This window comes from Mycolicibacterium elephantis DSM 44368 (genome assembly GCF_004014805.1).
Lineage (GTDB): Bacteria > Actinomycetota > Actinomycetes > Mycobacteriales > Mycobacteriaceae > Mycobacterium > Mycobacterium elephantis.
In genome coordinates this window covers 63363-89194 of the sequence record NZ_ATDN01000019.1, presented here as the reverse complement: position 1 = coordinate 89194, position 25832 = coordinate 63363, and the positions used below count along the sequence as shown (strand labels likewise).

General features: G+C 68.0%; 22 protein-coding genes and 2 pseudogenes. 5 read left to right on the top strand and 19 right to left on the bottom strand.

Translation table 11 applies throughout. The features are described 5' to 3' along the window. Positions 1-56: 56 nt before the first annotated feature. The 4 genes from MELE44368_RS14705 to MELE44368_RS14690 form a co-directional block, all read right to left on the bottom strand. Positions 57-1193 carry a ferredoxin reductase gene (locus MELE44368_RS14705; protein ID WP_128109161.1) on the bottom strand — a complete coding sequence of 379 codons (1137 nt, stop codon included), beginning with the start codon at positions 1191-1193 and terminating at the stop codon, positions 57-59. 151 nt (positions 1194-1344) lie between these two features. Then, positions 1345-1842 carry a DUF6912 family protein gene (locus tag MELE44368_RS14700; RefSeq protein ID WP_128109160.1) on the bottom strand — a complete coding sequence of 166 codons (498 nt, stop codon included), beginning with the start codon at positions 1840-1842 and terminating at the stop codon, positions 1345-1347. A 9-nt stretch (positions 1843-1851) separates the two neighbouring features. Further along, positions 1852-3588 (bottom strand): BCCT family transporter, encoded by a 1737-nt coding sequence (locus tag MELE44368_RS14695; protein ID WP_128109159.1) that lies wholly within the window; start codon positions 3586-3588, stop codon positions 1852-1854. Positions 3589-3649: 61 nt separating this feature from the next. After that, positions 3650-5059, bottom strand: a complete 1410-nt coding sequence (locus tag MELE44368_RS14690; RefSeq protein ID WP_128109158.1) for a WS/DGAT/MGAT family O-acyltransferase — start codon at positions 5057-5059, stop codon at positions 3650-3652. Positions 5060-5267: 208 nt separating this feature from the next. On the opposite strand from MELE44368_RS14690, the gene MELE44368_RS14685 reads away from it, so the two are divergent. Beyond that, the gene (locus tag MELE44368_RS14685) at positions 5268-5786 is read left to right on the top strand and encodes an Rv3235 family protein (protein WP_128109196.1); all 519 of its coding nucleotides are present in this window, start codon (positions 5268-5270) and stop codon (positions 5784-5786) included. Positions 5787-5826: 40 nt separating this feature from the next. Continuing rightward, positions 5827-6294, top strand: coding sequence for an SRPBCC family protein (locus tag MELE44368_RS14680; RefSeq protein WP_128109157.1), 468 nt, complete (start codon positions 5827-5829; stop codon positions 6292-6294). Here MELE44368_RS14680 and secA read toward each other — a convergent pair. The 7 genes from secA to MELE44368_RS14645 form a co-directional block, all read right to left on the bottom strand. Then, positions 6291-9110, bottom strand: coding sequence for a preprotein translocase subunit SecA (gene secA, locus MELE44368_RS14675; protein WP_128109156.1), 2820 nt, complete (start codon positions 9108-9110; stop codon positions 6291-6293). The two genes, MELE44368_RS14680 and secA, sit on opposite strands and share 4 nt — an antisense overlap. A gap of 99 nt (positions 9111-9209) precedes the next feature. After that, the gene (gene hpf, locus MELE44368_RS14670) at positions 9210-9881 is read right to left on the bottom strand and encodes a ribosome hibernation-promoting factor, HPF/YfiA family (protein ID WP_128109155.1); all 672 of its coding nucleotides are present in this window, start codon (positions 9879-9881) and stop codon (positions 9210-9212) included. Between the two features lie 300 nt (positions 9882-10181). Further along, positions 10182-10811 carry a ComF family protein gene (locus MELE44368_RS14665; RefSeq protein ID WP_128109154.1) on the bottom strand — a complete coding sequence of 210 codons (630 nt, stop codon included), beginning with the start codon at positions 10809-10811 and terminating at the stop codon, positions 10182-10184. Positions 10812-10921: 110 nt separating this feature from the next. After that, on the bottom strand, positions 10922-12679 hold the full coding sequence (gene lpqB, locus MELE44368_RS14660; RefSeq protein WP_128109153.1) for an MtrAB system accessory lipoprotein LpqB: 1758 nt from the start codon (positions 12677-12679) through the stop codon (positions 10922-10924). Next, positions 12676-14331: an MtrAB system histidine kinase MtrB gene (mtrB, locus tag MELE44368_RS14655; RefSeq protein ID WP_128109195.1), complete on the bottom strand. Its 1656-nt coding sequence runs from the start codon at positions 14329-14331 to the stop codon at positions 12676-12678. Before mtrB ends, lpqB begins: the two co-directional genes overlap by 4 nt. A gap of 66 nt (positions 14332-14397) precedes the next feature. Continuing rightward, positions 14398-15084, bottom strand: coding sequence for a two-component system response regulator MtrA (gene mtrA / locus MELE44368_RS14650; RefSeq protein WP_014814652.1), 687 nt, complete (start codon positions 15082-15084; stop codon positions 14398-14400). A gap of 134 nt (positions 15085-15218) precedes the next feature. Further along, positions 15219-15845 carry a dTMP kinase gene (locus MELE44368_RS14645; RefSeq protein ID WP_128109152.1) on the bottom strand — a complete coding sequence of 209 codons (627 nt, stop codon included), beginning with the start codon at positions 15843-15845 and terminating at the stop codon, positions 15219-15221. A 91-nt stretch (positions 15846-15936) separates the two neighbouring features. On the opposite strand from MELE44368_RS14645, the gene MELE44368_RS14640 reads away from it, so the two are divergent. Continuing rightward, on the top strand, positions 15937-16623 hold the full coding sequence (locus tag MELE44368_RS14640) for a DUF899 domain-containing protein (RefSeq protein ID WP_128109151.1): 687 nt from the start codon (positions 15937-15939) through the stop codon (positions 16621-16623). A 56-nt stretch (positions 16624-16679) separates the two neighbouring features. Further along, a pseudogene (locus tag MELE44368_RS14635) lies at positions 16680-17090 on the top strand (ATP-dependent zinc metalloprotease FtsH); the annotation flags it as partial. 114 nt (positions 17091-17204) lie between these two features. Here MELE44368_RS14635 and MELE44368_RS14630 read toward each other — a convergent pair. After that, entirely contained in the window at positions 17205-18101 is an 897-nt protein-coding gene (locus MELE44368_RS14630; protein ID WP_128109150.1) for an LLM class flavin-dependent oxidoreductase, read from the bottom strand. Positions 18102-18248: 147 nt separating this feature from the next. Next, positions 18249-18638, bottom strand: coding sequence for an SHOCT domain-containing protein (locus MELE44368_RS14625; protein WP_128109194.1), 390 nt, complete (start codon positions 18636-18638; stop codon positions 18249-18251). Positions 18639-18779: 141 nt separating this feature from the next. On the opposite strand from MELE44368_RS14625, the pseudogene MELE44368_RS27510 reads away from it, so the two are divergent. Beyond that, positions 18780-20190: pseudogene (locus MELE44368_RS27510) on the top strand (neutral zinc metallopeptidase). Positions 20191-20301: 111 nt separating this feature from the next. On the opposite strand, the gene ahcY reads toward MELE44368_RS27510, so the two are convergent. From ahcY to MELE44368_RS14590, 6 genes are all read right to left on the bottom strand, one after another. Next, on the bottom strand, positions 20302-21771 hold the full coding sequence (gene ahcY / locus MELE44368_RS14615) for an adenosylhomocysteinase (protein ID WP_128109149.1): 1470 nt from the start codon (positions 21769-21771) through the stop codon (positions 20302-20304). A gap of 70 nt (positions 21772-21841) precedes the next feature. After that, positions 21842-22474: a TetR family transcriptional regulator AlkX gene (alkX, locus tag MELE44368_RS14610; protein ID WP_128109148.1), complete on the bottom strand. Its 633-nt coding sequence runs from the start codon at positions 22472-22474 to the stop codon at positions 21842-21844. 79 nt (positions 22475-22553) lie between these two features. Continuing rightward, a complete protein-coding gene (locus tag MELE44368_RS14605; protein ID WP_128109147.1) occupies positions 22554-22736 on the bottom strand; it encodes a rubredoxin in 183 nt (60 codons plus the stop codon). A 35-nt stretch (positions 22737-22771) separates the two neighbouring features. After that, on the bottom strand, positions 22772-22936 hold the full coding sequence (locus tag MELE44368_RS14600; RefSeq protein ID WP_128109146.1) for a rubredoxin: 165 nt from the start codon (positions 22934-22936) through the stop codon (positions 22772-22774). Continuing rightward, a complete protein-coding gene (locus tag MELE44368_RS14595; protein WP_128109193.1) occupies positions 22933-24138 on the bottom strand; it encodes an alkane 1-monooxygenase in 1206 nt (401 codons plus the stop codon). The genes MELE44368_RS14600 and MELE44368_RS14595 overlap by 4 nt, the downstream gene beginning before the upstream one ends. 188 nt (positions 24139-24326) lie before the next feature. After that, complete coding sequence (locus MELE44368_RS14590; RefSeq protein ID WP_128109145.1) at positions 24327-25790, bottom strand: amino acid permease; 1464 nt, start codon at positions 25788-25790, stop codon at positions 24327-24329. Positions 25791-25832 lie beyond the last annotated feature (42 nt).

Here is a 25832-nt window from a genome sequence, read left to right as displayed (position 1 = left end):
CTCGCGGACCTACGCTACCGTAACCTACCCAACCGTAGGTTGGCACGCGGTGTATTTCACACATCTAGGACGCAATCGCCGGATGCCGCCGAGATGCAGGTCTGCACCCTGCTGCCCGGTTCGTGTTCGACGCCCGAGCGCAGGTCCCGGACGTGCCCGTCGAGCAGACCGACCACACAGGATTGGCAGATACCCATCCGACAGCCGAACGGCATCCGGACACCCGCCTGCTCGCCGGCCTCCATCAACGGTGTCGCGGCGTCGACGGTGACCGACTTGCCGCTGCGGGCGAATTCCACCGTGCCGCCCTGCCCGTGCACCTGCGCCCTGGAGACCGCGAATCGCTCGAGATGCAGGCGCTCGGTCACCCCGGCAGCGCTCCAGGCGCGAGTGGCCGCGTCCAGCATCCCTTCGGGGCCACAGGCCCAGGTCTGGCGTTCTTGCCAGTCGGGGACTTCGTCGGCCAGCCGGGACAGATCCAGGCGACCCTGGGTTCGGGTGGCGCGCAGCCGCAGCGTGTAGCCGGCATGCGCCGCCGCCAACCTCTCCAGCTCGTTCGCGAACAACACGTCCGATTCCGTTGGCGCCGAATGTAAATGGACGATGTCGGTGATCTGGTCGCGCCGCACCAGCGTGCGCAGCATCGACATCACCGGAGTGACGCCCGAGCCGCCGGTGAGGAACAGCACCTTGGGCGGAGCGGGATCGGGCATGACGAAGTTGCCCTGGGGCGCGGCCAGCCGCACGATCGTGCCGGGAGCCACCCCGCTGACCAGATGGCTCGACAGGAACCCCTCGGGCATGGCTTTGACCGTGATCGTGATCGTCTTCTTCGCGGCGACCGGACTCGACGTCAACGAATACGACCGCCACCGCCAGCGGCCCTCGACCAGCACGCCGATACCGATGTACTGGCCCGGTTCGTAGTCGAAGGAAAATCCCCATCCCGGTTTGATGACCAATGTCGCCGAGTCGACGGTCTCCCGGCGCACTTGAACCACCCGCCCCCGAAGCTCGCGCGCCGACCACAACGGGTTGGCGAGCTGGAGGTAGTCGTCGGGCAGCAGCGGGAAGGTCACCCGCGCGGCAACTGTGCGCAGGGCATGCAGGACCGGATGCCGATCCGCGCCCACAACTGTCGGCCGGACGGTGTCGGCGACGTTGGCCGAGACTTTGACGTAGTTCTTGGCCACGCAACCTACGCTACCGTAACCTACGGTGCCGTATCTACCCCGGGACCGCATGAAAGGGCGGTCCGCGACTGTCCGATTCGATACGTCAAGCGCGGCGTGTGGCGTATGAAACCGCACAATCGAACGCCGGAAGCGCCGATGGCCAAGGCAGCTACAGCAGCTCCAGCAGGAAAGGCAGCTCCTGCGGCGCGTACCAGGCCAGGTCGTGGTCCTGGGCGTCGCCGACGACGAGATCGGCGTCTTCGTCGCCGAGGTCCGCGGCGTCGACGGCCTCGATCGCGGCCCGCACGGCCTCCTCCGCGTCGGCGTTGTCGACGTAAACGGCGATCACGTCGGTCAGCGCGACCGGGCCGGCCAACCGCACCACCGCGTCGTCGAGATCGGGGCGGGCCGTCGCCCCGTCGACGTCGGCCACCAACACCGCGCGTCGCGGCGGCAGATCACCGGCGTCCTCGCCCCCGAGCAGTCGCAGCGACGCCAGCGCGGCTTCGCGCAGCGCCACCTCGGCGAGCTCGTCGTCGTCGCCCTCGGAGTAGGCCTCCCGGAGCGTGGGCGTCACGGCGAACGCGGTTCCGTTGCGGGCGTGCAGCATCTGGTCGGCGACGAGCCGCTGCAACATGGCGATGGTCGCCGGAACGTAGACACGCACCTGGTGAGGTTATCCCTTTTGGGCCGACGGGTCTTTCTCCACCGCGATGACGAAATCGTCGCCGTGCTGGGTGACGCCGCTGATCACGGCGTCGTTGACCGCCTCCATGGCGTAACGCTGACGCAGCATCATCGGGTCCTTCCGCAGATCCTTGACCAACGCGACCGCGAGCCCGACCATCACCACCACGAACGGCACCGCGGCGATGATCGTGATCGACTGCAGGCCGTTGAGGGCGTCGGCGCCGCCGACCAGCAGCATCACCGCCGCGACCGCGCCGGTCGCGACACCCCAGAAGATGACCGTGGGCCGTGTCGGCTTGATCGTGCCCCGTTCCGACAGCGAGCCCATCACGACCGAGGCGGCGTCGGCCCCGGACACGAAAAAGATCGCCACCAGCACCATCACCAGGATGCTGATCGCGGTCGCCCACGGGAACTGCTCGAGGGTGCTGAACAACTGCTCCTCGAGGCTGCCCTCCCCGGCCAGGTCGACTCCGGACTGCTGCTGGTTGATCGCGGCACCGCCCAACACGCAGAACCAGATCAGCGACACCACACTCGGGACGAACAGCACGCCGGCGACGAACTGCCGGATGGTGCGCCCCCGCGAGATCCGGGCGATGAACATCCCGACGAACGGCGTCCAGGAGATCCACCACGCCCAGTAGAAGACCGTCCACGACTGCAGCCACGTGTTCACTTCCGGGCCCTCGGCCCCGGTGCGCGCCGACATCATCGCCAGGTCCTGCAGATAGCTGCCGACCGAGGTGGGCAGCAGGTTCAGCATGAACACGGTCGGGCCGACGACGAACAGAAACAGCGCGAGGAAGAAGGCCAACACCATGTTGATGTTGGACAGCCACTGAATGCCTTTGGCCACACCCGAAACGGCAGACGCAACGAACCCACAGGTCAAAATCACGATGATGCCGATCAGGACCGCGTTGCCGATGGTGCCGGTCCCGCTGACGATCTGCAGCCCACTGCGGATCTGCAGCGCCCCGAGGCCGAGCGAGGCAGCCGAACCGAACAGCGTGGCGAAGATCGCCAACATGTCGATCAACTTGCCCAACCCGCCGTGGGCGCGCCTTCCGAGCAGCGGTTCGAACGCCGCGCTGATCAGCTGCAGCCGGCCCTTGCGGTAGACGCCGTACGCGATCGCGAGCCCGACCACCGCGTAGATCGCCCACGGGTGCAGCGTCCAGTGAAACAGCGTGGTGGCCATCGCGGTCTGCACGGCCTCGGGATTGCCCGGCGCGCCCGTTCCGGGCGGCGGAGTCACGAAGTGCGACAGCGGTTCGCTGACGCCGAAGAACATCAACCCGATGCCCATGCCGGCGCTGAACATCATCGCGATCCACGACACCGTGCGGAATTCCGGCTCTTCGTCGTCGCGGCCCAGCGGGATGTTGCCGTATCGGCTGATCGCAAGCCACAACACGAACAGCACGAAGCCCGACGCGGTGAGCACGAACAGCCAGCCGAGGTTGTTCATCACCCAACCGAGGGCGTTGTCGGATGCCGTGGCCAACGAATCGGTGTTCAGGAAACCCCACAGCAAAAAGCTGACGGCGATGACGGCGGTGACGCCGAAGACGACCCAGTCCACGCCCCGCGAGCGGCGGTAGGCCGCTTCCTCGACGGGCACGTCGAGCACCGGGTGCGGCACCACTTCGTCTGTCGGCGACCTCAGCGGTGCGCCGACCGGCTCGGCGGGTTTGCTTCGTTCTGAACTTGTTGTCATCGACGAACCATTCGACCCCGTAGCGGCCCCGAAATCAAACGTCCTGCTGAGCGGCGGGAGTTTACTGCGCGGCTTCGCGCAACTCGTCGAGGGCCTCGGAGATCAGCGACGGCAGCACGCCGACGTCGCTCATCGCGTCACGATCGGCGTTGATTCCGTAGTAGACCATGCCGTTGTACGACGTGACCCCGATGGCAAGCACCTGGTTGTTCAGCAACGGCGGCACCGCGTAGGTCTCGAGGAGCTTGGCGCCCGCGATGTACATCTGGCTCTGCGCCCCCGGCACGTTGGTGATCAGCAGGTTGAACTGCCGCGCCGAGAAACTCGTCGCCACCCGAATTCCCATGGCGTGCAACGTCGGTGGGGCGAAGCCCGACAACGTGACGATGGTCCTGGCGTCGACGAGGCTGGCCGCGGTCGGATGCGACTCGGTGGCGTGCGCGATCTGCGACAGGCGTATGACGGGGTTGCCCTCCCCCACCGGAAGGTCCACCAGAAACGGCGACACCTCGCTGATCGCCTGCCCGGGCCCGCCGGTGTCCAGCTCGGCGTCCGGGTACACCGACATCGGCGCCATCGCCCGCACGGTCGTCGATGTGGTCACCGGCTCCCCACGCGACATCAACCAGTTGCGCAACGCCCCGGCGATGACGGCGAGCACCACGTCGTTGACGTCGCAGTCATAGCGGTTGCGCACCAACCGATAGTCCTCGAGTTTGCCGCAGGCCACGGTGATCCGCCGGTTGCGCGACACCGTGGTGTTGAGCGGGCTGCTCGGCGCGTTCCCGCGGGCGACGGTGCGCGCGACGTCGACGAACCGGCGGCCCACCTCGACCCACTGGCCGGCGTTGGTGGCGGCCTCGGCCACGGCCGAACGCACCGCGCCGAGCTGCTCGGCGGGACGGGTGATCCACTCGCCCACCGCGCCCAGCAGCAGCTGGCGGTCGCTGGGCTCCCGGGCCGGAATCCAGATGTCCTCGCCGAACTGCGGCGGCTTCTGCGTGCGGTCGGCGATGACATGCCCGATCTCCAGCGCGGTCATCCCGTTCACCAAGGCTTGGTGCGACTTGGTGTAGAGCGCGATGCGGTTCTTGGCCAGGCCCTCGATGAGGTACATCTCCCACAGCGGCCTCGATTTGTCCAACGGCCGCGAGCCGAGCCGGGCGATGAGCTCGTGCAGCTGCGCATCGCTGCCCGGCGACGGCAACGCCGAGCGGCGAATGTGGTAGGTGATGTCGAAATCGCGGTCGTCGACCCACACCGGACGGGCCAACCCCAGCTTCACCTCACGTACCTTCTGGCGGTACCGAGGAATCTGCGGCAGGCGTTGTTCGACCGTGGCGAGCAGAGTTTCATAGCTCAGCCCGTTGCGCGGCTTGCGCAGGATCGCCAGCGACCCGACGTACATGGGCGTCGCACTGTTCTCGAGTTGGTAGAAGGCCGCATCCGACGCCGACAACCTGGTCACCATGGCGACGCGGCTCCTCCTCGTGATGTGTGTGCGGTTCCCTGCCGCGCTTCGTGCCGCGGCGAGTATCGGATGCCCGCAACGTTATCCGGCTGTCCTGTCATGTCGCATCACTGGTGCGTAGCGGCCTCTGTGAACCGTGCGATCATGAATGAGTCTGCGACTCTCCGGCAGACGTGTCCTGTCGTGTCGACCGCTGGAGAGCCTGCAGATGACCATCGCCCGCCCCACGTCTGTCACCCCATCGGCGTTGGTTTCGCCGGTCATCGACTACGAGCCGCCGCCGTCCGGCCGGGCTGCCTGTCCTGCCCCGGACCACCAAGCGCTGCGCCGCCACACGTCGCGACCCCTGCGCGCAGCGCCTCCTTCCGCTCGCGAAAGCGCCCCTCCGCGAGCCGCCGTCGTCTTCGCCGGCGCGGCGTTGCGGCGGGTGCTCGAAATCATCGACCGGCGCAGGCCCGTCGCGCAGCTGCGCCCGATCCTGGCGCCGGAACTGACCGACATCGTCGTCGCCATGGCTCGGTCGTCGCACCCCGGCGCCCGCCATGACGAAAGCGGCACCACCGCCACCCTGCAGCGGATCCGGCTGCGAATGGTCGACGCCGGGTCGGGCGACCCGGCCGCCGAGGTGTTCGGCACCTACACCCGCGGACGACGGGTGCGCGCCCTCGCCGCGCGCATCGCGTTGACGCAGGACCGATGGCGCATAGTCGCCATCCAGATCGGCTGAGCGGATAGGGTTTTTGCGACACCGACCAGGAGGACCGAGAGTGCAGGGAAACGTCGTCAGCGTGGAACGCGTGATCCGGGCGCCGGCCGAGTCGATCTTCGCGTTGCTGGCCGACGCCGGTAAGCATTCCAGCTTCGACGGCTCCGGCACCGTCGACCACTCGGCTCAGAAGTCTCAGCCGTTGTCGCTGGGCTCGAAGTTCGGCATGTCGATGCGCAGCCGCCCCGAGTCGCTGTTCCTGCCGTACCGCACCACCAACACCGTCGTCGAGTTCGAACCCGACCGCCGCGTCGCGTGGAAGACCACCATCGGGCCGGGCGGGCTGATCGGCGGGCGGATCTGGCGCTACGAACTCGAGCCGGTCGACGGCGGCACGCTGGTGCGCGAGAGCTGGGACGTCTCCGAAGACCGGCAACGGCCGATGCTCAAGCTGGGTTCGATGCCCAGGCAGGCCGAGGACGGGATGCGCGCCACGTTGGAGCGCATCGCCGCCCTCGTGGAGCCCTAACGCCTGCGCGACGCCTTGGCCGCACGGGCCTGCTTACGCGCGGCCTCACGGCGCTCACGACGCGATCCGCCCCCGGCGGCGTGGCGCCCACCGCCTCCGCCGGAACGCTGCACCTGCGCCGAGCCGTCCTCCGACGGTCCGGTGTAGGTCAGCGGCGGTGAGTCGTTGTCGATTCCCTTGGCGCGCAACGGAGCCGGTGCCGGCCGCTCCTTCGTGGCGACCGCGCCCTCTTCGGTGGCCTTCGCGGCGGCCGCCGCGGCGAACTCGGCCAACCCGCTCGGCGCGGCGACGGGCGCAACCGCCGGCGCGGGCGCCGGTTCCACCTGAACGTTGAACAGGAACCCGACCGACTCCTCCTTGAGGCCCTCGAGCATGCCGACGAACATGTCGTAGCCCTCGCGCTGGTACTCGACCAGCGGGTCGCGCTGCGCCATCGCCCGCAGCCCGATGCCCTCCTTGAGGTAGTCCATCTCGTAGAGGTGTTCGCGCCACTTGCGGTCCAGCACGTTGAGCAACACGTTGCGCTCGAGTTGGCGCATCGCGCCCTCGCCGGCGATCTCCTCGATCTGCTTCTCGCGTTCGGCGTAGGCGCGCTCGGCGTCGGCGATCAACGCCTCGAGCAGCTCCTCGCGGGTCAGCTCCCCGGGCTCACCGACGGCGTCGGAGTCCAGCAGATCGCGGTGGTCGATGCCCACCGGGTAGAGCTGACGCAACGCCGTCCACAGCTGCTCGAGATCCCAGTCCTCGCAATAGCCTTCGGCGGTCGCGCCGTCGACGTATGCGGTGATGACGTCGACGAGCATCTTGTGCGCCTGCTCGGCGAGGTTCTCGCCCTCCAGGATCCGGCGCCGCTCGTCGTAGATGACGACGCGCTGCTGGTTCATCACCTCGTCGTACTTGAGGACGTTCTTGCGGACCTCGAAGTTCTGCTGCTCGACCTGGGTCTGCGCGCTCTTGATCGCGCGGGTGACCATCTTCGCCTCGATCGGCACGTCGTCGGGCAGGTTCAGCCGGGTCAGCAGGCTCTCCAGCGTCGCGCCGTTGAACCGCCGCATCAGCTCATCGCCGAGCGAGAGGTAGAACCGCGACTCACCCGGGTCGCCCTGACGGCCCGAGCGGCCACGCAGCTGGTTGTCGATACGACGCGACTCGTGTCGTTCGGTGCCGAGCACGTACAGGCCGCCGGCGGCGATGACGTCCTCGGCCTCCTTCGCGCATTCGGCCTTCATCTGGGGCAGCAGCTCGTGCCAGGCCTTCTCGTATTCCTCCGGCGTCTCCACCGGGTCGAGGCCGCGTTCACGCAGCCGCTTGTCGGTGAGGAAGTCCGGGTTGCCGCCGAGCACGATGTCGGTGCCGCGGCCGGCCATGTTCGTCGCGACCGTGACCGCGCCGAGCCGGCCGGCTTCGGCGATGATCGCCGCCTCCTGCTCGTGGTACTTGGCGTTGAGCACGTTGTGCGGGATGCGGCGCTTCTGGAACTGCCGCGACAGGTACTCGGAGCGCTCGACGCTGGTGGTGCCGATCAGGACCGGCTGGCCCTTCTCGTAGCGCTCGGCCACGTCGTCGACCACCGCGATGAACTTGGCCTCTTCGGTCTTGTAGATCAGGTCGGACTGATCCCTGCGGACCATCGGCTTGTTGGTCGGGATGGACACCACCCCGAGCTTGTAGATCTCGTGCAGCTCGGCCGCCTCGGTCTGGGCGGTGCCCGTCATGCCGGCGAGCTTGTCGTAGAGCCGGAAGTAGTTCTGCAGCGTGATGGTGGCCAACGTCTGGTTCTCGGCCTTGATCTCGACGTGCTCCTTGGCCTCGATGGCCTGATGCATGCCCTCGTTGTAGCGCCGGCCGTGCAGCACGCGGCCGGTGAACTCGTCGACGATGAGCACCTCGCCGTCGCGGACGATGTAGTCCTTGTCGCGCTGGAACAGCTCCTTGGCCTTCAGCGCGTTGTTGAGGTAGCTGACCAGCGGCGAGTTGGCGGCTTCGTAGAGGTTGTCGATGCCGAGCTGGTCCTCGACGAACTCGACACCGAGTTCATGCACGCCGACGGTGCGCTTGCGGATGTCGACCTCGTAGTGCACGTCCTTCTCCATCAGCGGGGCCAGCCGCGCGAACTCGGCATACCAGTTCGAGGCGCCGTCGGCCGGGCCCGAGATGATCAGCGGGGTGCGGGCCTCGTCGATGAGGATCGAGTCGACCTCGTCGACGATGGCGTAGTTGTGGCCCCGCTGCACCAGGTCGGCCAGCGAGTGGGCCATGTTGTCGCGCAGATAGTCGAAGCCGAACTCGTTGTTGGTGCCGTAGGTGATGTCGGCGGCGTAGGCCGCGCGGCGCTCGTCGGGCATCAGCCCCGACAGGATGACGCCGACGTTCAGCCCGAGGAAGCGGTGCACACGCCCCATCCACTCGGCGTCACGTTTGGCCAGGTAGTCGTTGACGGTGACGATGTGTACGCCCTTGCCCGACAGCGCATTGAGGTAGGCGGGCAGGACCGCCGTCAGCGTCTTGCCTTCACCGGTCTTCATCTCGGCGACGTTGCCGAAGTGCAGCGCCGCACCACCCATCACCTGGACGTCGAAGTGCCGCTGGCCCAACACCCGCCACGAGGCCTCCCGCGCGACGGCGAACGCCTCGGGCAGCAGATCGTCGAGGTCGGCGCCGTCGGCCACCCGCTTCTTGAACTCGTCGGTCTTGGCCCGCAGTTCGGCGTCGGAAAGCTTCGCGACGTCGTCGGACAGGGTGTTGACAAAGTCAGCCACCCGCTTGAGGCGCTTGACCATGCGGCCTTCGCCGAGACGCAGCAACTTATCCAGCACGCGGTATCCCCTGTTGGTCGGAGTTTCGAGATCAACCCATGGTAGGGGAATGCAGGCCGCAGCCGCCCGAACAGCGCCGGGCCAGGCGAAACAGCGGGGTCAGGCCAGCCGGATCAGCCCGTAGTCGTAGGCGTGGCGGCGGTACACGACGCTGGGCCTGTCGCTCTCCTTGTCGTGGAACAAGAAGAAGTCGTGGCCCACGAGCTCCATCTGGGACAGCGCGTCGTCGACGGTCATGGGCGTGGCCGGGTGCTCCTTGATCCGCACGATGCGGCCGGGCTCGTAACCGTCGAGGGCGGCGCCGTCGACCTGCGCCTGCTCCTCCCCCGCGGGTTTGGGCAGCGGGGGCAGCGGCTGGGCCGCGGTGGCCTCGGCGACCGAGAGCGGCGTCTTGTCGCCGTAGTGGATCTTGCGCCGGTCGTTGGCGCGCCGCAGCCGTTCCTCGAGCTTGTCCACCGCGGCTTCCATCGCGCCGTAGAAGCTGTCGGCGCAGGCCTCGGCACGCACTACCGGGCCGCGGCCGCGCGCGGTGATCTCGACGTGTTGACAGTTCTTGCGTTGGCGCCGGTTGCGCTCGTGGTCGAGTTCGACGTCGAACAGGTGGATGGTGCGGTCGAGGCGTTCCAGGCGGCACAGCTTCTCTGCGACATACACGCGGAAGTGGTCGGGAATCTCGACGTTGCGCCCCTTGAGGACGACCTCGGCGCGTGGTTCGGGCTTCTCGGACTCGACGACCCTCGATTGTGTTTGTTCGACGGATTGGGTTGACATGCTAGGCAACTCGCTTCTCTTCACGTTCGCACGCGGCTGCGTGCCCTGGCTGTCTGAAGTCGCGCCGACGTGGCCTTGAGTCTCTCGCCGCTCGCCGGTGCAAGGTGTCGACTACTCACCTCCTACCGCTGGTGGCGAAGCTGGCGCCTCGTGCCGGGCGCCGCCGTGAGCATTCACGGATCGTTGGTGCCGACGGTAGCCGTGTTCATCCGGTAGTGCCACCGAATTGGTCGACGTGTTCGCAGTTCGTCACATTCCTTTGATGCCGGAGAAATTGCCCTCCACGTCGCGGAGCGGGGTTCAGGCGTTGGCGAGCGCGAGAACCGCCACCACCCGGACCCCGCCCGCGTGCAGCACGCGAACGGATTCGCGTGCGGTGGCGCCCGTGGTGACGATGTCGTCGACGAGCAGCGCCTCGCCCGCGACGGCGCGCACGGCCTTGACGCGCCCGGCGATGTTGCGTTCCCGGTCGGCGCTGGACAGGCCGACCGAGTCGACGACAAGGGCCCGGGTCCGCAGCGCCTCGGTGACGGTGACCCCCGGCAACCGCGCCGACGCCGCTCGCGCCATCCGGGCCACCGGGTCTCCGCCGCGGCGGCGGGCGGCCCAGCGCCGGGTCGGCGCGGGCACCACCGTCACCGGTGTGTCGACGACGCCCCAGGTGAGCAGGTGGCTCAGCCCCGTCCGGAGCGCGACGGCCAGCGGGGTGACGAGGTCGGCGCGGCCACGCTCTTTGACCGCGACGATGGCCTGCCGTCGCGCACCCGCGTAGCGGCCCAGCGAGAACACCGGCACGCCCGGGTCGAGTCGCGCCGTGATGAGGTGCGGCTGGTCGGGCCTGACCTGCAGCGCGCCCGCACATGTGGCGCACCACCGCGTCGACGGCGCACCGCAGCCGCCGCACTGCAGCGGCAGCACCAAGTCGAGCATGCCGACAGTGTCCCGGTCACCGCCGACATCTCGGCGCGAGCGTCGGGTTGTCGCACACGGTTTCGCGGTTTCGCGTGCGGCGAGCCCACACTCGGCAAATCGGTGAGGTCTCAGCCCGGCAGCACCGGCTCGGCGCCGGGCACCATCAAGGGCCGGACGTCGGACCACGACAGGTTGTCCTCCCCGGCGGTGCCGGACAGCTGGTGTACGCCGCGCGCGTCGGCGACATAGACCGTCGAGGGGTTGGCCGCGACGGTGGTGACCGGCATGACCAGGTTCTCGCTGGGCGCGTCGGAGTTCACCCCGTCGAGGTTGACGTAGGAGACCGGGTGCTGCGGATTGGTGCGGGAGACGACCATGTCGTCGCCGGTGCGCCACGACAGCGACACCACGGTGTCGCCGAGCCCGAAGCCCAGCCGGCGGGGATAGGTCAACGCGTAGCCGCCGTCGGGGCCCTGCTCCACGCCCGCCAGGATCACCCGGCCCTCGACCACCATGGCGGCGCGGGTGCCGTCGCGGGACAGCTGCAGTTCGGTGATCACGCCGGGGAACCTCGCCGACACCCGGGTGGAGTCCACGGGGATGCGGGCCGGCTGCCCCGACGCGTCCTGGATGACGCGAAGGATCGTGTTGCCGTCGACCACCACCCAGATCGCGTTGTCCAGCGACCAGCTGGGCCGGGTCAGGCTGCGGGCGTCCAGCACCTGCGACGCCGGACCGCCGAGCTTGCCCACCCACAACGATGACGCCATGTCCGGTGCGCCGGGCTGCAGGGTGACGACCGACGCGACGTCCTGTCCGGTGCGCGACACCGCGGCCGCGGTCTGATCCGGCATCTGCCCGAAGGAACCGGGCACGCGCGGCGCACGCTGACCGTCGAGCGCCACCAGCGAGCCGCCGACGAGCGCATGCAGCCCCGCCGCCGCTCCGGACGCCGCGCCCGGGTCGGTGGCGGCCACATCCGACGTCTCCCAGCCGTCGGCGAACCGGTCGTCCAACGCGGCGCCGTCGGCGTTGATCACGTACGGGCCGTTGACCCCGGCGTGCGACAGCGTCCAAATGATCTGCGCGGCAAGCAGTTGCCGGCTCTGCGGGTCGGTGGTGGACAGGTTCTCCAGGTCGATCCGCGCACCGCCGTAGCCACGTCCGACGCCGGTCTTGCCGCCGTCGGCCCGCGTCACCGGGCCGCGCAGCCTGAGCGGGGGGCCGAGGAGGTTACGCACGGCGTTGGCCATCTCCGGGCGCGGCCCGGCGATCAGCTTGCTGACCAGTTCGGTGGCCAACTGGTCGGAGTCCGACACCGCGACGTAGCGGGGATCGGGCACGACGGTGGTTCCGGTCGGGTCCGCGAAGTACAGCGTGTAGCGCTTGTAGGTGGCCTGAAACTGTTGCCAGTCAAGGAAAACCCCGTTGGGCAGTTGGTCGATGCGCCAGCCGTCCGGTGTCTTGACCAACTCCATCTGCCCGGGGTCGGGCAGCGCACCCTCACCGGTCTCGAAGACGCCCATGTCCGAAAGCGACCCGAGGATGTCGGCGCGCATGGTCACCGACACCCGTTCGGGGCCGCGGGTCTCGACGAAGACGACGTTGTCGATCAGCAGCGCACTGCCGGCGTCATCCCAACCGCGCGAAGCGGATTCGGTGAGGAACTGGCGAGCGGCGAGATGCCGGTTGGCGGGATCGGCGGTGGCCTTGAGGAACTCGCGCAACAGGACGTCGGGATCCATACTCGGGGTGGGTTTGGGCAGGCTCGGCGGCGCGGGCCGGTCGACGGTTCCGATCGCCTGCGGCGCGGAGGAACTCGGCACCCCGGCACACCCCGTCAACACCAACACCAGCAGCCAGACGGCCGCCAGCACTCGTTTCACACCTTCTCCTGTGCAGCTTCACGATCCCGGCCGCTGCGCGGCGGGCTCTCGGGCCCAATGGGTTTCATCGGCAGCGGGCTCGTGGTCACCTTGTGCCCACGCACCAGCGGAAGGGTGAGCCGGAAACAGGCGCCCTTGCCTGGTTCGCCCCAGGCTTCCAGCCGGCCCTGGTGCAGCCGGGCGTCCTCGATGCTGATCGCCAGCCCGAGACCGGTGCCGCCGGAGCGTCGCACCCGCGACGGATCCGATCGCCAGAACCGGCTGAACACCAGCTTCTCCTCACCCGGGCGCAGCCCGACACCGAAATCGCGGACCGTGACCGCGACGGTGTCCTCGTCGGCGGCCATCCGGATCTTGACGGGCTTGTGCTCGGCGTGGTCGATCGCGTTGGCGATCAGGTTGCGCAGGATGCGTTCCACCCGTCGCGGATCGACTTCGGCGACGACCTCCTCGGTCGGCATGTCCACGATCAGCTCGATGCCGGCGTCGGCGGCGAGGTGGCCGACGTTGTCCAGCGCGCTCTGCACCGTCGAGCGCAGGTCCAGCGACTCGACCGACAGTTCGGCCACACCGGCGTCGTGGCGCGAAATCTCCAGCAGGTCGTTGAGCAGGGTTTCGAAGCGATCCAGCTCGCTCACCATCAACTCGATCGAGCGCCGCAACGACGGGTCGAGGTCGTCGCTGTGGTCGTGGATCAGGTCGGCGGCCATCCGCACCGTCGTCAACGGGGTGCGCAGCTCGTGGCTCACGTCGGAGGTGAACCGGCGCTGCAGGTTGCCGAACTCCTCCAGCTGGGTGATCTGGCGCGAGAGGCTTTCGGCCATGTCGTTGAACGACACGGCCAGCCGGGCCATGTCGTCCTCGCCGCGCACCGGCATCCGCTCGGTCAGATGTCCCTCGGCGAACCGTTCGGCGATGCGGGACGCCGACCGCACCGGCAGCACGATCTGGCGGGCCACCAAGAGGGCGATGGCGGCCAGCAGGCCCAGCAGCACGACGGCGCCGGTCGCCATGGTGCCGCGCACCAGCGTGATCGTGGACTCCTCGTTGTTCAACGGAAAGATCAGGTACAGCTCGAGGTTGGCCACCGGCGACGACGTCGGGGTGCCGATGATCAGCGCGGGTCCGGAGAACGCGTCGGTGTCCACCGTGGCGTACTGGTAGCTGACCTGACCCGCCTTGACGAACTCGCGCAGCGCGTTGGTCACCTGCTGCACCGGTCCGGCCGCGGTGGCCGCGCGGGGCCCGTCGCCCGGCACCACCAGCACCGCGTCGAAGGTGCCCGCGAGGCCGGGTCCGTTGTCGGCGGTGCGGTCGATCAGCGTGTTGCGGGCCAGCTGCAGGCTGCTGTCCAACGAGCGGGTCTCCTCGCCGCCGACGATGCCGCTCACCGTGGTGCGGGCTCGGTCGATCTCCTCGGTGCCCGCGTGCACCTTGCCTTCCAGGATCCGATCGGTGATCTGGCTGGTGAGCACGAAGCCCAGCACGAGAATGACGGCCAACGACAACCCGAGGGTCAGGGTCACCACGCGCAGCTGCAACGAGCGGCGCCAGGCCAGGCCCAGAGCCCGACCCAGCGCACCCAGTCCGCGAACCAGTGGTGCCGAAGGCCCCCAGCGTCCGCGAATGCGTCGCCTGGAGCCAAAGATCATGGCCACCGCCGAGGCTTATGGATCATGGCGACCGAAGGGCGATGACATCCCAGCCGTGCGGTGCGATCACGGCGGTCCGGCCTTGTACCCCACTCCTCGAACGGTCAACACCACCTGCGGGTTCTCCGGGTCTTTCTCGACCTTGGCGCGCAGCCGCTGAACATGCACGTTCACCAGCCGGGTGTCGGCGGGGTGCCGGTAGCCCCACACCTGTTCGAGCAGCACGTCTCGAGTAAACACCTGCCGCGGTTTGCGCGCCAACGCCACCAACAGGTCGAACTCCAGCGGCGTCAGGGAGATCTGCTCGCCCTGACGGGTGACCTTGTGGGCGGGCACATCGATGTCGACGTCGCCGATCGAGAGCATCTCGGCCGGCTCGTCCTCGTTGCGGCGCAGCCGCGCGCGCACCCGGGCGACGAGCTCTTTGGGCTTGAACGGCTTCATGACGTAGTCGTCGGCGCCTGACTCCAGGCCGAGCACCACGTCGACGGTGTCCGTCTTGGCCGTGAGCATCACGATCGGCACACCCGAATCCGCGCGCAGCACACGGCACACGTCGATGCCGTTCATGCCGGGGAGCATCAAGTCGAGCAACACCAGATCGGGCCGTAGTTCACGGACCGCGGTGAGCGCCTGCGTGCCGTCACCGATGACCGCGGTGTCGAAACCCTCTCCGCGCAGCACGATGGTGAGCATCTCCGCCAGCGACGGATCGTCGTCGACAACCAGAATCCTTTGCCTCATGGTGTCCATGGTGTCACCAAAACGCGACAAAGCCCGGCTACCACGCGGGCGTTTTGCGCGTTGGCCCGGGGGTTGCGAACCGCGAGACCGACGTTCTGGTGGATTTTCCACGGGCCGAACCGCCAAAGCGTCGGTTTCGCGCGTTAGCCCAGCCCGTCAGCCAGAGTCGCCGCATCGACGTCGGGACCGGCGACCAGCCACCGGCCGCACCAGTGCGCCGCGGCGAGCGCGGCGTAGACATCGGACGTGCGCTGCTGCAGCCCGTCGTCGCGCTCGTAGGCGTCCTTCGCGCGGTCGGCCTCGGTGTTGGCCCGGTGTTCCGCGCGCTCGGCGGCCAGCTCGGTCGGCACGGCCAGCAAGACCTGCCAGTCCGGCCTCGGCAGGTTCAAGCGGCCGTACTCGAGTTCACGCACCCACTGCACGACGTCGCCGTCGGCGCCCTGGTGCAGCCGCGCGGCGCTGTAGGCGGCGTTCGATGCGACGTAGCGGTCCAGGATGACGACATCGTGGGCGGCGCGCAGGTCAGCGATCTCGGTGCGCGCGCCCGCGCGGTCCAGGGCGAACAGCACGGCCATCGCGTAGACCGACTCGGCGAGATCACCGTGGCCGCCGTGCAGCGCCTCGGCGGCCAGGTCGGCCTCCACCGACCGCCCGTAGCGGGGGAAGTCGAGGGTGGCGACCGACTTGCCTGCGCGCTCGAACGCGGCACGCAGGCCGTGGGTCAGGGTGCGTTTGCCCGCGCCGTCGACTCCCTCGATCACGATGAGCACGCGGCGAGCGTAACGGTCCGCGTAGCCGATGAGTTTCGCCGACACCGAGGGTCTGCCCCGTTGACCCATCGACCTCAGGGAGAAGACCACGATGAGCACACATGCGGTCGGGACGCGACAGCAGTGGCGCGCCGCCTACGAGCGGCAACTCGCGAAGGAAAAGGAGCTGACCCGGCGGGCCACCGAGCTGGCCGCCGAGCGCCAGGCCCTGCCCTGGGTGCCGGTCGAGAAGCAGTACGTGTTCGACACCACGGCCGGCCCGCGCACGCTGGCCGAGTTGTTCGACGGCCGCTCCCAGCTGATCGTGCGGCACTTCATGCACGGACCGAAGACGCCCGAGGGGTGCCCGGGCTGCACCTTCGAAACCGACAACCTCGTCGGCGCGGTGCCGCACCTGGCGCACCGGGACGTGACGTTCCTGCTGTCGTCACGCTCGCCGCTGCCGGTCCTCACCGCGTACAAGCGGCGGATGGGCTGGGACATCGAGTGGGTGTCCTCGGGCGGCAGCGACTTCGACGCCGACTTCTTCGAGCACATGTATGTCCCGACGCCACGGCGCGACCCGGGTCCGGGCGGCGGCAGCATGCTGGACGTCATGGAGCTGATGGCGCTCAGCTGCTTCGCGCTGGAGGACGGGGTCGTCTACCACACGTACTCCACCTACGACCGCGGCACCGAGGCGCTCAACGCGACCTGGCAGCTGCTGGACCGGGCGCCCAGAGGCCGGGGCACCGACTTCTCCGACTGGCCACGCAAACGCGACGAATACCCCGATTAGCGACGCTTCGGGTTCGCTGCGGGTTTGCTGTGAAATGCCTTGGCGGCACGCGCGTCATGCTGCAACCGGGCGCGGACCCGGTGCGCAAAGTGTCGATCATCCCGCGCGGGCACGCCCTCGGCGTCACCTTGTCCACCCCCGACGAGGACCGTTACGGGTACACCGCCGAGTACCTGCGCGGACGCATCATCGGGGCGCTGGGCGGGATGGCGGCCGAGGAGGTGTACGGCGTGGTGACCACCGGCTCCGAAAGCGACCTGGAGACCGCGACCAACGTCGCGCGCGGCATGGTCGGGCGGTGGGGCATGTCGGAACGGATCGGACCGGTGTCGGTGTTGCCGAAAGAGGCCGACCCGCGCATGGCCGGGATCTCGGACTCGATGCTGGGCGCGGTCGACCAGGAAGTCCGCCGGCTCATCGACGGCTGCTGCGCCGAAGCGCGAGAGTTGTTGCGTAACAATAGGGATCGGCTCGACAACATCGTCGCGGAACTGCTTGTGCACGAGACACTCGACGAGGACGCGGTGTACGCGGCCGCGGGCATCTCCCCGGGGGGCGGTGGTTCGGGCCTGACGCGGCTCTTACCCGCGCGCGACGCTGACCAGGGCCCGCACTGCCGGCGCCACTTCGGCGGCGAAACGTTCGGTGGTGGCGGTGTCGTCGGAGGCGAGGATGAAGCCGCTGGTGCCGTAGGTGAGCGCGACGTCGGCGAGCTCTTCGGCCCACTGCTGCGGCGGTCCGTGCAGGAATCCGGATCCGGTCGCGGTGAAGCTTCCGCCGATGTTGAGCAGGCGGCGGATCGCGTCGGGCCGGCGGCCGGCCTCCGCGGCGGCGGCGTCGATGTGCTCGTTCATCTCGCGCAGGACGGCGACGCCGCCCGCCAGGTACTGGACCGAGGGCACCCAACCGTCGGCGCCGCGCCCGATCAGGCGCAGCATCCGCGGCTTGTACGCACCCACCCAAATACCGACGTCGTGCGCGGGGGCAGGTCCGCGCTTGGCGCCCTCGACGCGGTAGTGCTCGCCCGCGACGACCAGCGGGCGCTTGGTGTCGACGTCCCAGATGCCGCGGATGACCGCGATGGCTTCCTCGAGCGCCCGGACCGATTCCGCAGGCGTGCGGCGGGGACCGCCCATGGCGACGACGCCGTCCCAGAACGCCCCCGCACCGATGCCGAGTTCGACGCGGCCGCCGCTGAGCAGATCCAGCGAGGCGACGGCACGGGCGAGTACGGCCGGCGGGCGCAACGGCAGGTTCGTGACGTTGAGGGCGAGCCGTACGCGCTCAGTGCGGCCCGCGGCGTAGGACATCAAGGTCCAGGCGTCGTGGAACTTCGCGACGTAGGGGTGATCCTGGAAGGTCACCAGATCAAGGCCCGCGCGCTCGGCCACGACGGCCTGCTCGACGGCCTGGCCGGCGGGATCGTTGACCGGCGTGACGAAGGTGCCGAAAAGCAGGTCGTGTCCGTAATCGCTCATCACGCTCCTTGCGCTCTCCGAAAGGCCGGTAACGCATTGTGTTCACCTGACTCTGTCGGCGGTAAAACGCCCCTGCCGGTCACACCGGAATTCGGAACTGTCTGCGGCGCAGCGCGTCTGGCCGGGCCGAAGCGCTGTGCATTGCGCCTATCGACTGAGCGATTTGGCCTTCAGCGCTTCGAACTCGGCCTGCGTGATCGCCCCCGAGTCCAAAAGGGCCTTGGCATCGGCGATTTCCTGCGCCGGGGAACGGCCGGCCACCTCACGGATGTATTCGTCCGTCTCCTTCTTCGCGTGGGCCGCGGCTTCGCGTGCGCGTGCCGCCATGCCCCTGCCGCGTGCGATCAGGTAGACCAGCGCCGTCAACCAGGGGAAGAGGATCAGGAAAAGCACCCAGATCGCCTTGATCCAGCCCGAGGTCTGGTGGTCACGCCAAAACAGGTCCACCAGGATTTGGAAGAGCACAATCAAATACGCGATCCACGCGAAGATCACGAAAAAATGCCATAGGAAGTCCCACGACGCACCCCAGTCCATAGCCGCTCCTCGCTCTAGTACGCCAATTCCGTTACGCGGGTAGTCAAGCACGCCGTCGTCGAGATAACCGCCGATTCCCCGGCGCGGCCCTGCCGCCGCGGCGATAATTCCGAAGTACGACACGGGCGCGCGCCTCGACTCATCGCCGTACTGCTCTCCGCGACGGCGTTGCTGCTGGGCTCGGCGTGCGGTCCGGCGACCACCGAGCTCACCGACCCGTTCGAGGTGGCCGGTATGCGAGTCACGGACGGTCCCTCGGGGTTGAAGGCGGGGGCGCCGAGGCCGTCGCGGACCGTGGCCGACTCCGACGGCGGCCGCATCGATGTGCTGGCGGTCCAGTCGGTCAGCGATGTCGAGGACTACTGGACGGACGTGTTCGACGACGCCTTCGGAATGTCGTTCACGCCGGTGCGCCGGCTGGTGTCCTAGGACGCCGACCACCGTTGCGGCGCCCGGTCGTTCTGCGGCCAGTCGACCTCCGGACTGGTGAATGCCGCGTTCTGCCCGCTGGACAGTTCGATCGGCTGGGACCGCGGCGTGCTGCTGCCGTCGCTGAAGCAGTCCTACGGTGAGATGGCGGTCGCGATGGTGCTGGCGCACGAGTACGGCCATTCGGTGCAGTATCAAGCTGAGCTGAATCCCGCGAACACACCGACCTTCGTGGCCGAGCAACAGGCCGACTGTTTGGCCGGGGCCTACATGCGCTGGATCGCCGCGGGGGATTCACGCCGCTTCACCCTGTCCACCGGTGACGGTCTCAACGCCTTACTGGCCAGCGGGATCTCGTTTCGGGACCCGCTGCTGAGAGGCAACACGGTGGTGTCTCGCGGCGGCGAACACGGATCGGCGTTCGAACGAATCTCGGCTTTCCAGTTCGGGTTCGCCGACGGACCGGCGACATGTAAGGACATCGACCAGGAGGAGATCATCGAGCGACGCGGTGATCTGCCGGTTGCCCTGCAGCGCAACGAGACTGGGAACTGGCCGGTATGGCGAGAGTCGGTGAGGTCCGTGATCGCCGCGATGAACATCTTGTTCCAGCCCGCCGTGCCACCGCGACTTACCCTCGATGCCGCCGCGGCGGCCAGGTGCCCCGACGCCCGGCCCCACCCCGCCCGTCTCGTTCTGCCCGGACACCAACACCATCGCGGTCGACCTCGCCGGGCTGAAGAAGCTCGGCGCCGCCCGTACCGGCCCGACGGGATTGGTGGGCGACAACACCGCCTACTCCGTGTTGATCTCGCGCTACATGTTGGCGATGCAGAACGCGGTGGGTCTCCCCCTCGACACCCCCGAAGCGGGTTTGCGCACGGCGTGCCTGACCGGTGTGGCCACCAGAAAGCTTGTCCGCCAAGTGAACACACCGGACGGCAACACCGTCGCGCTGACCGCGGGCGATCTCGACGAAGCGGTCGCGGGCCTGCTCACCAACGGCCTGGCGGCCAGCGACGTCAACGGTCAGGCAGCGACGGCGGGGTTCGCCCGCATCGACGCGTTTCGGACCGGGGTGCTCGGCGACGACAAGGACGCCTGCTTCAACCGCTTCCCCTGACCCGCGGCCGGCGGACTGGCGGGCCGCCCCTTCCCGCGAGCAGTCGTGAAAACCCCCCAAAACCAGTGAAGTAAGGGGTTTTCGCGTCTTCTCGGCGGTAGAGGGGGCAGATCAGTACCGGTAGTGCTCGGGCTTGTAGGGGCCCTCGACGTCGACGTTGATGTACTCGGCCTGCTCCTTGGTGAGCTTGGTCAGCGAACCACCAAGCGCCTCAACGTGAATGCGTGCGACCTTCTCGTCGAGATGCTTGGCCAGCCGGTACACCGCGTTGTCGTACTCGTCGTTCTTGGTCCACAGCTCGATCTGGGCGATCACCTGGTTGGAGAAGCTGTTGCTCATCACGAACGACGGGTGCCCGGTCGCGTTGCCGAGGTTGAGCAGCCGGCCCTCCGACAGCACGATGATCGACTTGCCGTCGTCGAACACCCACTGGTCGACCTGCGGCTTGATGTTGATCTTCTTGGCGCCCGAACGCTCCAGCGCGGCCATGTCGATCTCGTTGTCGAAGTGGCCGATGTTGCCCAGGATCGCCTGGTCCTTCATCGCGCGCATGTGCTCGAGCGTGATGATGTCCTTGTTGCCGGTGGCGGTGATGACGATGTCGGCCTCGCCGATCGCCTGCTCCACCGTGCGCACGTCGAAGCCGTCCATCAGCGCCTGCAGCGCGTTGATCGGGTCGATCTCGGTGACCGCCACCCGCGCGCCCTGGCCCGCCAGCGACTCCGCGCAGCCCTTGCCGACGTCGCCGTAGCCGCAGATCAGCACCTTCTTGCCGCCGATCAGCACGTCGGTGCCGCGGTTGATGCCGTCGATCAGCGAGTGCCGGGTGCCGTACTTGTTGTCGAACTTGGACTTGGTGACCGAGTCGTTGACGTTGATCGCCGGGAACGGCAACTCACCGGCCGCCTCGAACTGGTACAGCCGCAGCACGCCGGTCGTCGTCTCCTCGGTGACGCCCTTGACCGACTCGGCGATCTTGGTCCACTTGTCCTTCGCGGTCTCGAAGCGCTCCCGCAGCACGGAGAGGAAGACCTTCCACTCCGCGGGATCGTCGTCCTCGGCGGGCGGGACCACGCCGGCCTTCTCGTACTGCGCGCCGCGCAGCACCATCATCGTGGCGTCGCCGCCGTCGTCGAGGATCATGTTCGCCGGCTCGCCCGGCCAGGTCAGCATCTGCTCGGCGGCCCACCAGTACTCCTCGAGCGTCTCGCCCTTCCACGCGAACACCGGGGTGCCCTCGGGCTTCTCGGGGGTGCCGTGCGGGCCGACGACGACGGCCGCGGCCGCATGGTCCTGGGTGGAGAAGATGTTGCACGACGCCCAGCGCACTTCGGCGCCCAGCGCCGTCAACGTCTCGATGAGCACCGCGGTCTGCACCGTCATGTGCAGCGAACCCGAGATGCGGGCGCCCTTGAGTGGCTGCACGTCGTGGTACTCCTGGCGCAGCGCCATCAGGCCCGGCATCTCCTTCTCGGCAAGCCGGATCTCCTTGCGACCGAATTCAGCAAGGGACAGATCGGCCACCTTGTATTCGATGCCGTTGCGGACATCCGGGGTCAGCCGCTGTTCAGTCGTCGTCATGGAGCTCTCTTCCTGGGGCACGCAGTTATCTAGCCTGCTTATACGTTAGTCTGCCCGGCCAGCGTCGATGCTATTCGGTTGCGATCACACCGTAGCGTTCAGCGGCAGGTGTAAGCAGCCTAGCCAAGTCGGCTGCGACGTCGTGATCTGCCTCCGGCGGCATCGAGATGTAGCTCATCGCCAACCGCACGATCGCCCGCGCGAGGATGCCGGCATCATCCTCGCTGCACGTCACCCAGCTGTGCATGAACGTCGCGGTCAACCGGTGCGAACAGTGGCTGATGATCGGCCCGCTGTCGGTGGTGATGAGCTGCAGCAGATCCGGTTTGATGGCGCCGGTCAGCAGCGACATCACCAGCGGGTCGGCGGCCGACTCGGTGAAGAAGTCGCGGAACCCCTGAAGGAAGGCGGAGTAGACGTCGCCGACGTGGCCCTCGATCGCGTCGTCGATCTGGTCGACGAGCCGGTCGGCCAGCCGCAGCGCGTACGCCTGTGCCAGGCCCTGCCGCGAGCCGAACTCGTTGTAGATGGTCTGGCGGCTGATCCCGGCGGCACTGGCGACGTCCGACAGCGTGATCGCCGACCAGTCGCGGGTGAGCAGCAGGTCGCGCATGCCGTCCAGAATCGAGTCGCGCAGCAGCACCCGCGACGCCTCGGCGTACGGGACGCGCTGCGCGGCTCGCCTCGTGCGCGGTGGACTCACACGCGCGACACTATCCGGTCCGTCGCCTCGCTGGTCCCGGTCGCGGTTTTCGACGCCGCCACGCCCGTCCGGGCGGCAATCACGAACGTGAGACTTCCACCATCTCGAAGTCGGACTTGGCCGCGCCGCAGTCCGGGCAACTCCAGTCGTCGGGGATGTCGTCCCAGCGGGTGCCCGGGGCGATGCCGTCCTCGGGCCAGCCCTTGGCCTCGTCGTATTCGAATCCGCATTGCGCGCAGACGAACAGCTTGTAGTCGGTCATCTGGGGTCCTTTCTCGGTGTCGGCTCTGCGCCCGGTCAACCGACGGGTTCGAAGTCGACCTTCTCGCGCACCGCGCAGTCCGGGCAGCACCAGTCGTCGGGGACGTCGGAGAACGGTGTGCCTGCCGGAAACCCTTCGCGGGGTTCGCCTTTGGCCTCGTCGTAGACGTAGTCACACCCCGGGCACCGGTAGGCGCTCATGCGGCGACTCCATACTTCGCCATCACCTTCTGCCGCACTCGCGGGTGGATGTTGACCCGGGTGATGTCGCCGTCGTAGTGGGCGAGCACCCGGTGGTCCATCACCTTGCGCCACAGCGGCGGGAAGTACGTCAGCGCGATCATCGACGCATAGCCGCTGGGCAGGTTCGGCGCCCCGTCCATGCTGCGCAGTGTCTGGTAGCGCCGGGTCGGGTTGGCGTGGTGATCGCTGTGCCGCTGCAGGTGGTACAGGAACAGGTTGGTGACGATGTGGTCGGAGTTCCAGCTGTGCTCCGGGGTGCAGCGCTGGTAGCGCCCGCTCTCGGTCTTCTGCCGCAGCAGGCCGTAGTGCTCCAGGTAGTTCACCGTCTCCAGCAGCGTGAAGCCGAACACCGCCGAGATCACGATGTACGGGATCAGTCCCCAGCCGAACACCGCGATCAGCGCGCCGTAGAGCACCACCGACATCGCCCACGCGTTCAGTACGTCGTTGGACCAGTGCCACACCGGCTTGCCGGCCCGCTGCAGCCGTTTGGCTTCCAACTGCCACGCCGACTTCACCGCGCCGAACACGCTGCGCGGCAGGAACTCCCAGAACGTCTCACCGAAACGCGCCGACGCCGGGTCCTCCGGGGTGGCGACGCGGACGTGGTGGCCGCGGTTGTGCTCGATGTAGAAGTGGCCGTAGCAGGTCTGCGCCAGCGTGATCTTGGACAGCCAGCGTTCCAGCGCGTCCTTCTTGTGGCCGAGTTCGTGCGCGGCGTTGATACCGACACCGCCCAGCACACCCACCGACAGCGCCAGACCGATCTTCGCCTGCCAGGGCAGGCCACCGTCGAACCCGAGCCAGCTCAGGTCGGATGCGGTGAACAGGTAGGCGCCGACGATGACGCTGGCGTACTGGAACGGGACGTAGGCGTAGACGCAGTAGCGGTAGTACTTGTCGTTCTCCAGTCGCTCCATCACCTCATCGGGCGGGTTCTGGCCGTCCGGCCCGAACTTGAGGTCCAGGATCGGCAGCAGGAGGTACAGCAGGATCGGGCCGATCCAGAACGGCACCTGCGCCGCGGCGTGCCAGCCCCAGTCGTTGAGCGCCCACACCAGCGGCAGCATCACGAACAGCGCGGTGGGCGGGATCAGACCGATCAGCCACAGGTAGCGCTTCTTGTCCCGCCATTCCTCGACGTTCTGGGGATAAGACATCTGCGTGGTCACTGCGTCCTCCTGAAGTGAGTGCGTCACGTCACTGCGCTTGACTATAGAAGCTGATTTGTCGGCTGTCTAGACATCTAGGCTCATTTGTAAAGTCCCGCGGGGGTGGCATGCCTTAGCTGGTTGATCCCGCGCATCAGGTGAGGGCGATCAACCAGTTAGTGGCAACACGCCGCTGACTAGCGGATGCCGGCGGACTCGCGGCGGCCCAGCACCGAGTGGCGCCGGCCGTAGAGGAGGTAGACCACCACCCCGACGGCCATCCAGACCACGAACCGGATCCAGGTCACCGCGGTGAGGTTGAGCATCAGCCACACGCACGCCACGATCGACGCGATCGGCAGCAACGGCACCCCCGGCGCGCGGAAACCCCGTTCCAGGTCCGGGCGGGTGCGACGCAGCACGATCACCCCCGCCGAGACCAGCACGAACGCGAACAGCGTGCCGATGTTGACCATCTCCTCGAGCTTGCCCATCGGGAACGCCGACGCCGTCACCGCCACCGCCGCGCCGACGATCAGCGTGATGCGCACCGGCGTGCCCCTGGCGCCGGTCCTGGCCAGCGAGCGTGGCAGCAGCCCGTCGCGCGACATCGCGAAGAGCACCCGGGTCTGCCCCAGCACCAACACGATCACCACGGTGGTCAGGCCGGCCAGCGCCCCGATGGAGATCACGTTGGCCGCCCAGTCCACCCCGTTGGCGGCGAACGCGGTGGCCAGGTTGGCGTCCTCCCCCGCCGCGCGCAGCTCGGTGTAATGCACCATGCCGGTCAACACGACCGAGACCGCGACGTAGAGCACGGTGACGATCGCCAGCGACGCCAGGATGCCGCGGGACACGTCGCGCTGCGGATACTTGGTCTCCTCGGCGGTGGTCGCGATGATGTCGAACCCGATGAACGCGAAGAACACGATCGACGCGCCGGCCAGCAGGCCGTACCAGCCGTAGCTGCTGCCCTCCGCGCCGGTCAGCAGCGAGAACAGCGACTGCTCGGCGCCGGTGCCGCCGTGGCCGGGTTCCGCGGGCGGCAGGAACGGCGAATAGTTCTCCACCTTGATGTAGAACGCGCCGACGGCCACCACCAGCAGCACCACCCCGACCTTGATCACGGTGATCGCCAGGCTCACCCCCGCCGAGAGCTTGGTGCCGTACACCAGAATGGCCGTGACGAACGCGATGATCAGCAGGGCGCCCCAATCCAGTTGCAGGCCAAAGACATTCACGTTCCCGCCGCCGAACCCGAACACCGTGCCGAGATAGCTCGACCAGCCCTTGGCGACCACCGCCGCGGCCACCGCGAACTCGAGGATCAGATCCCAGCCGATGATCCACGCGACGAACTCACCGAACGTCGCATAGGAGAACGTGTACGCGCTGCCCGCCACCGGTACCGTCGACGCGAACTCGGCGTAGCACAGCGCGGCCAGACCGCAGGTGATCGCCGCGATCACGAACGACACCGAAATCGCCGGACCCGTCAGGTTTCCCGCCGTCGACGCGGTGATCGTGAAGATGCCGGCGCCGATCACCACCGAGACGCCGAAAACCGTCAGGTCCCACCAGTTGAGGTCCTTACGGAGCCGCGTTCCGGGCTCGTCGGTGTCGGCGATGGACTGCTCGACCGACTTCGTCCGCCGCGTCATGGGCATTCCTTCCTGATCCGCTGACCGCAATGTAGCGAGTAG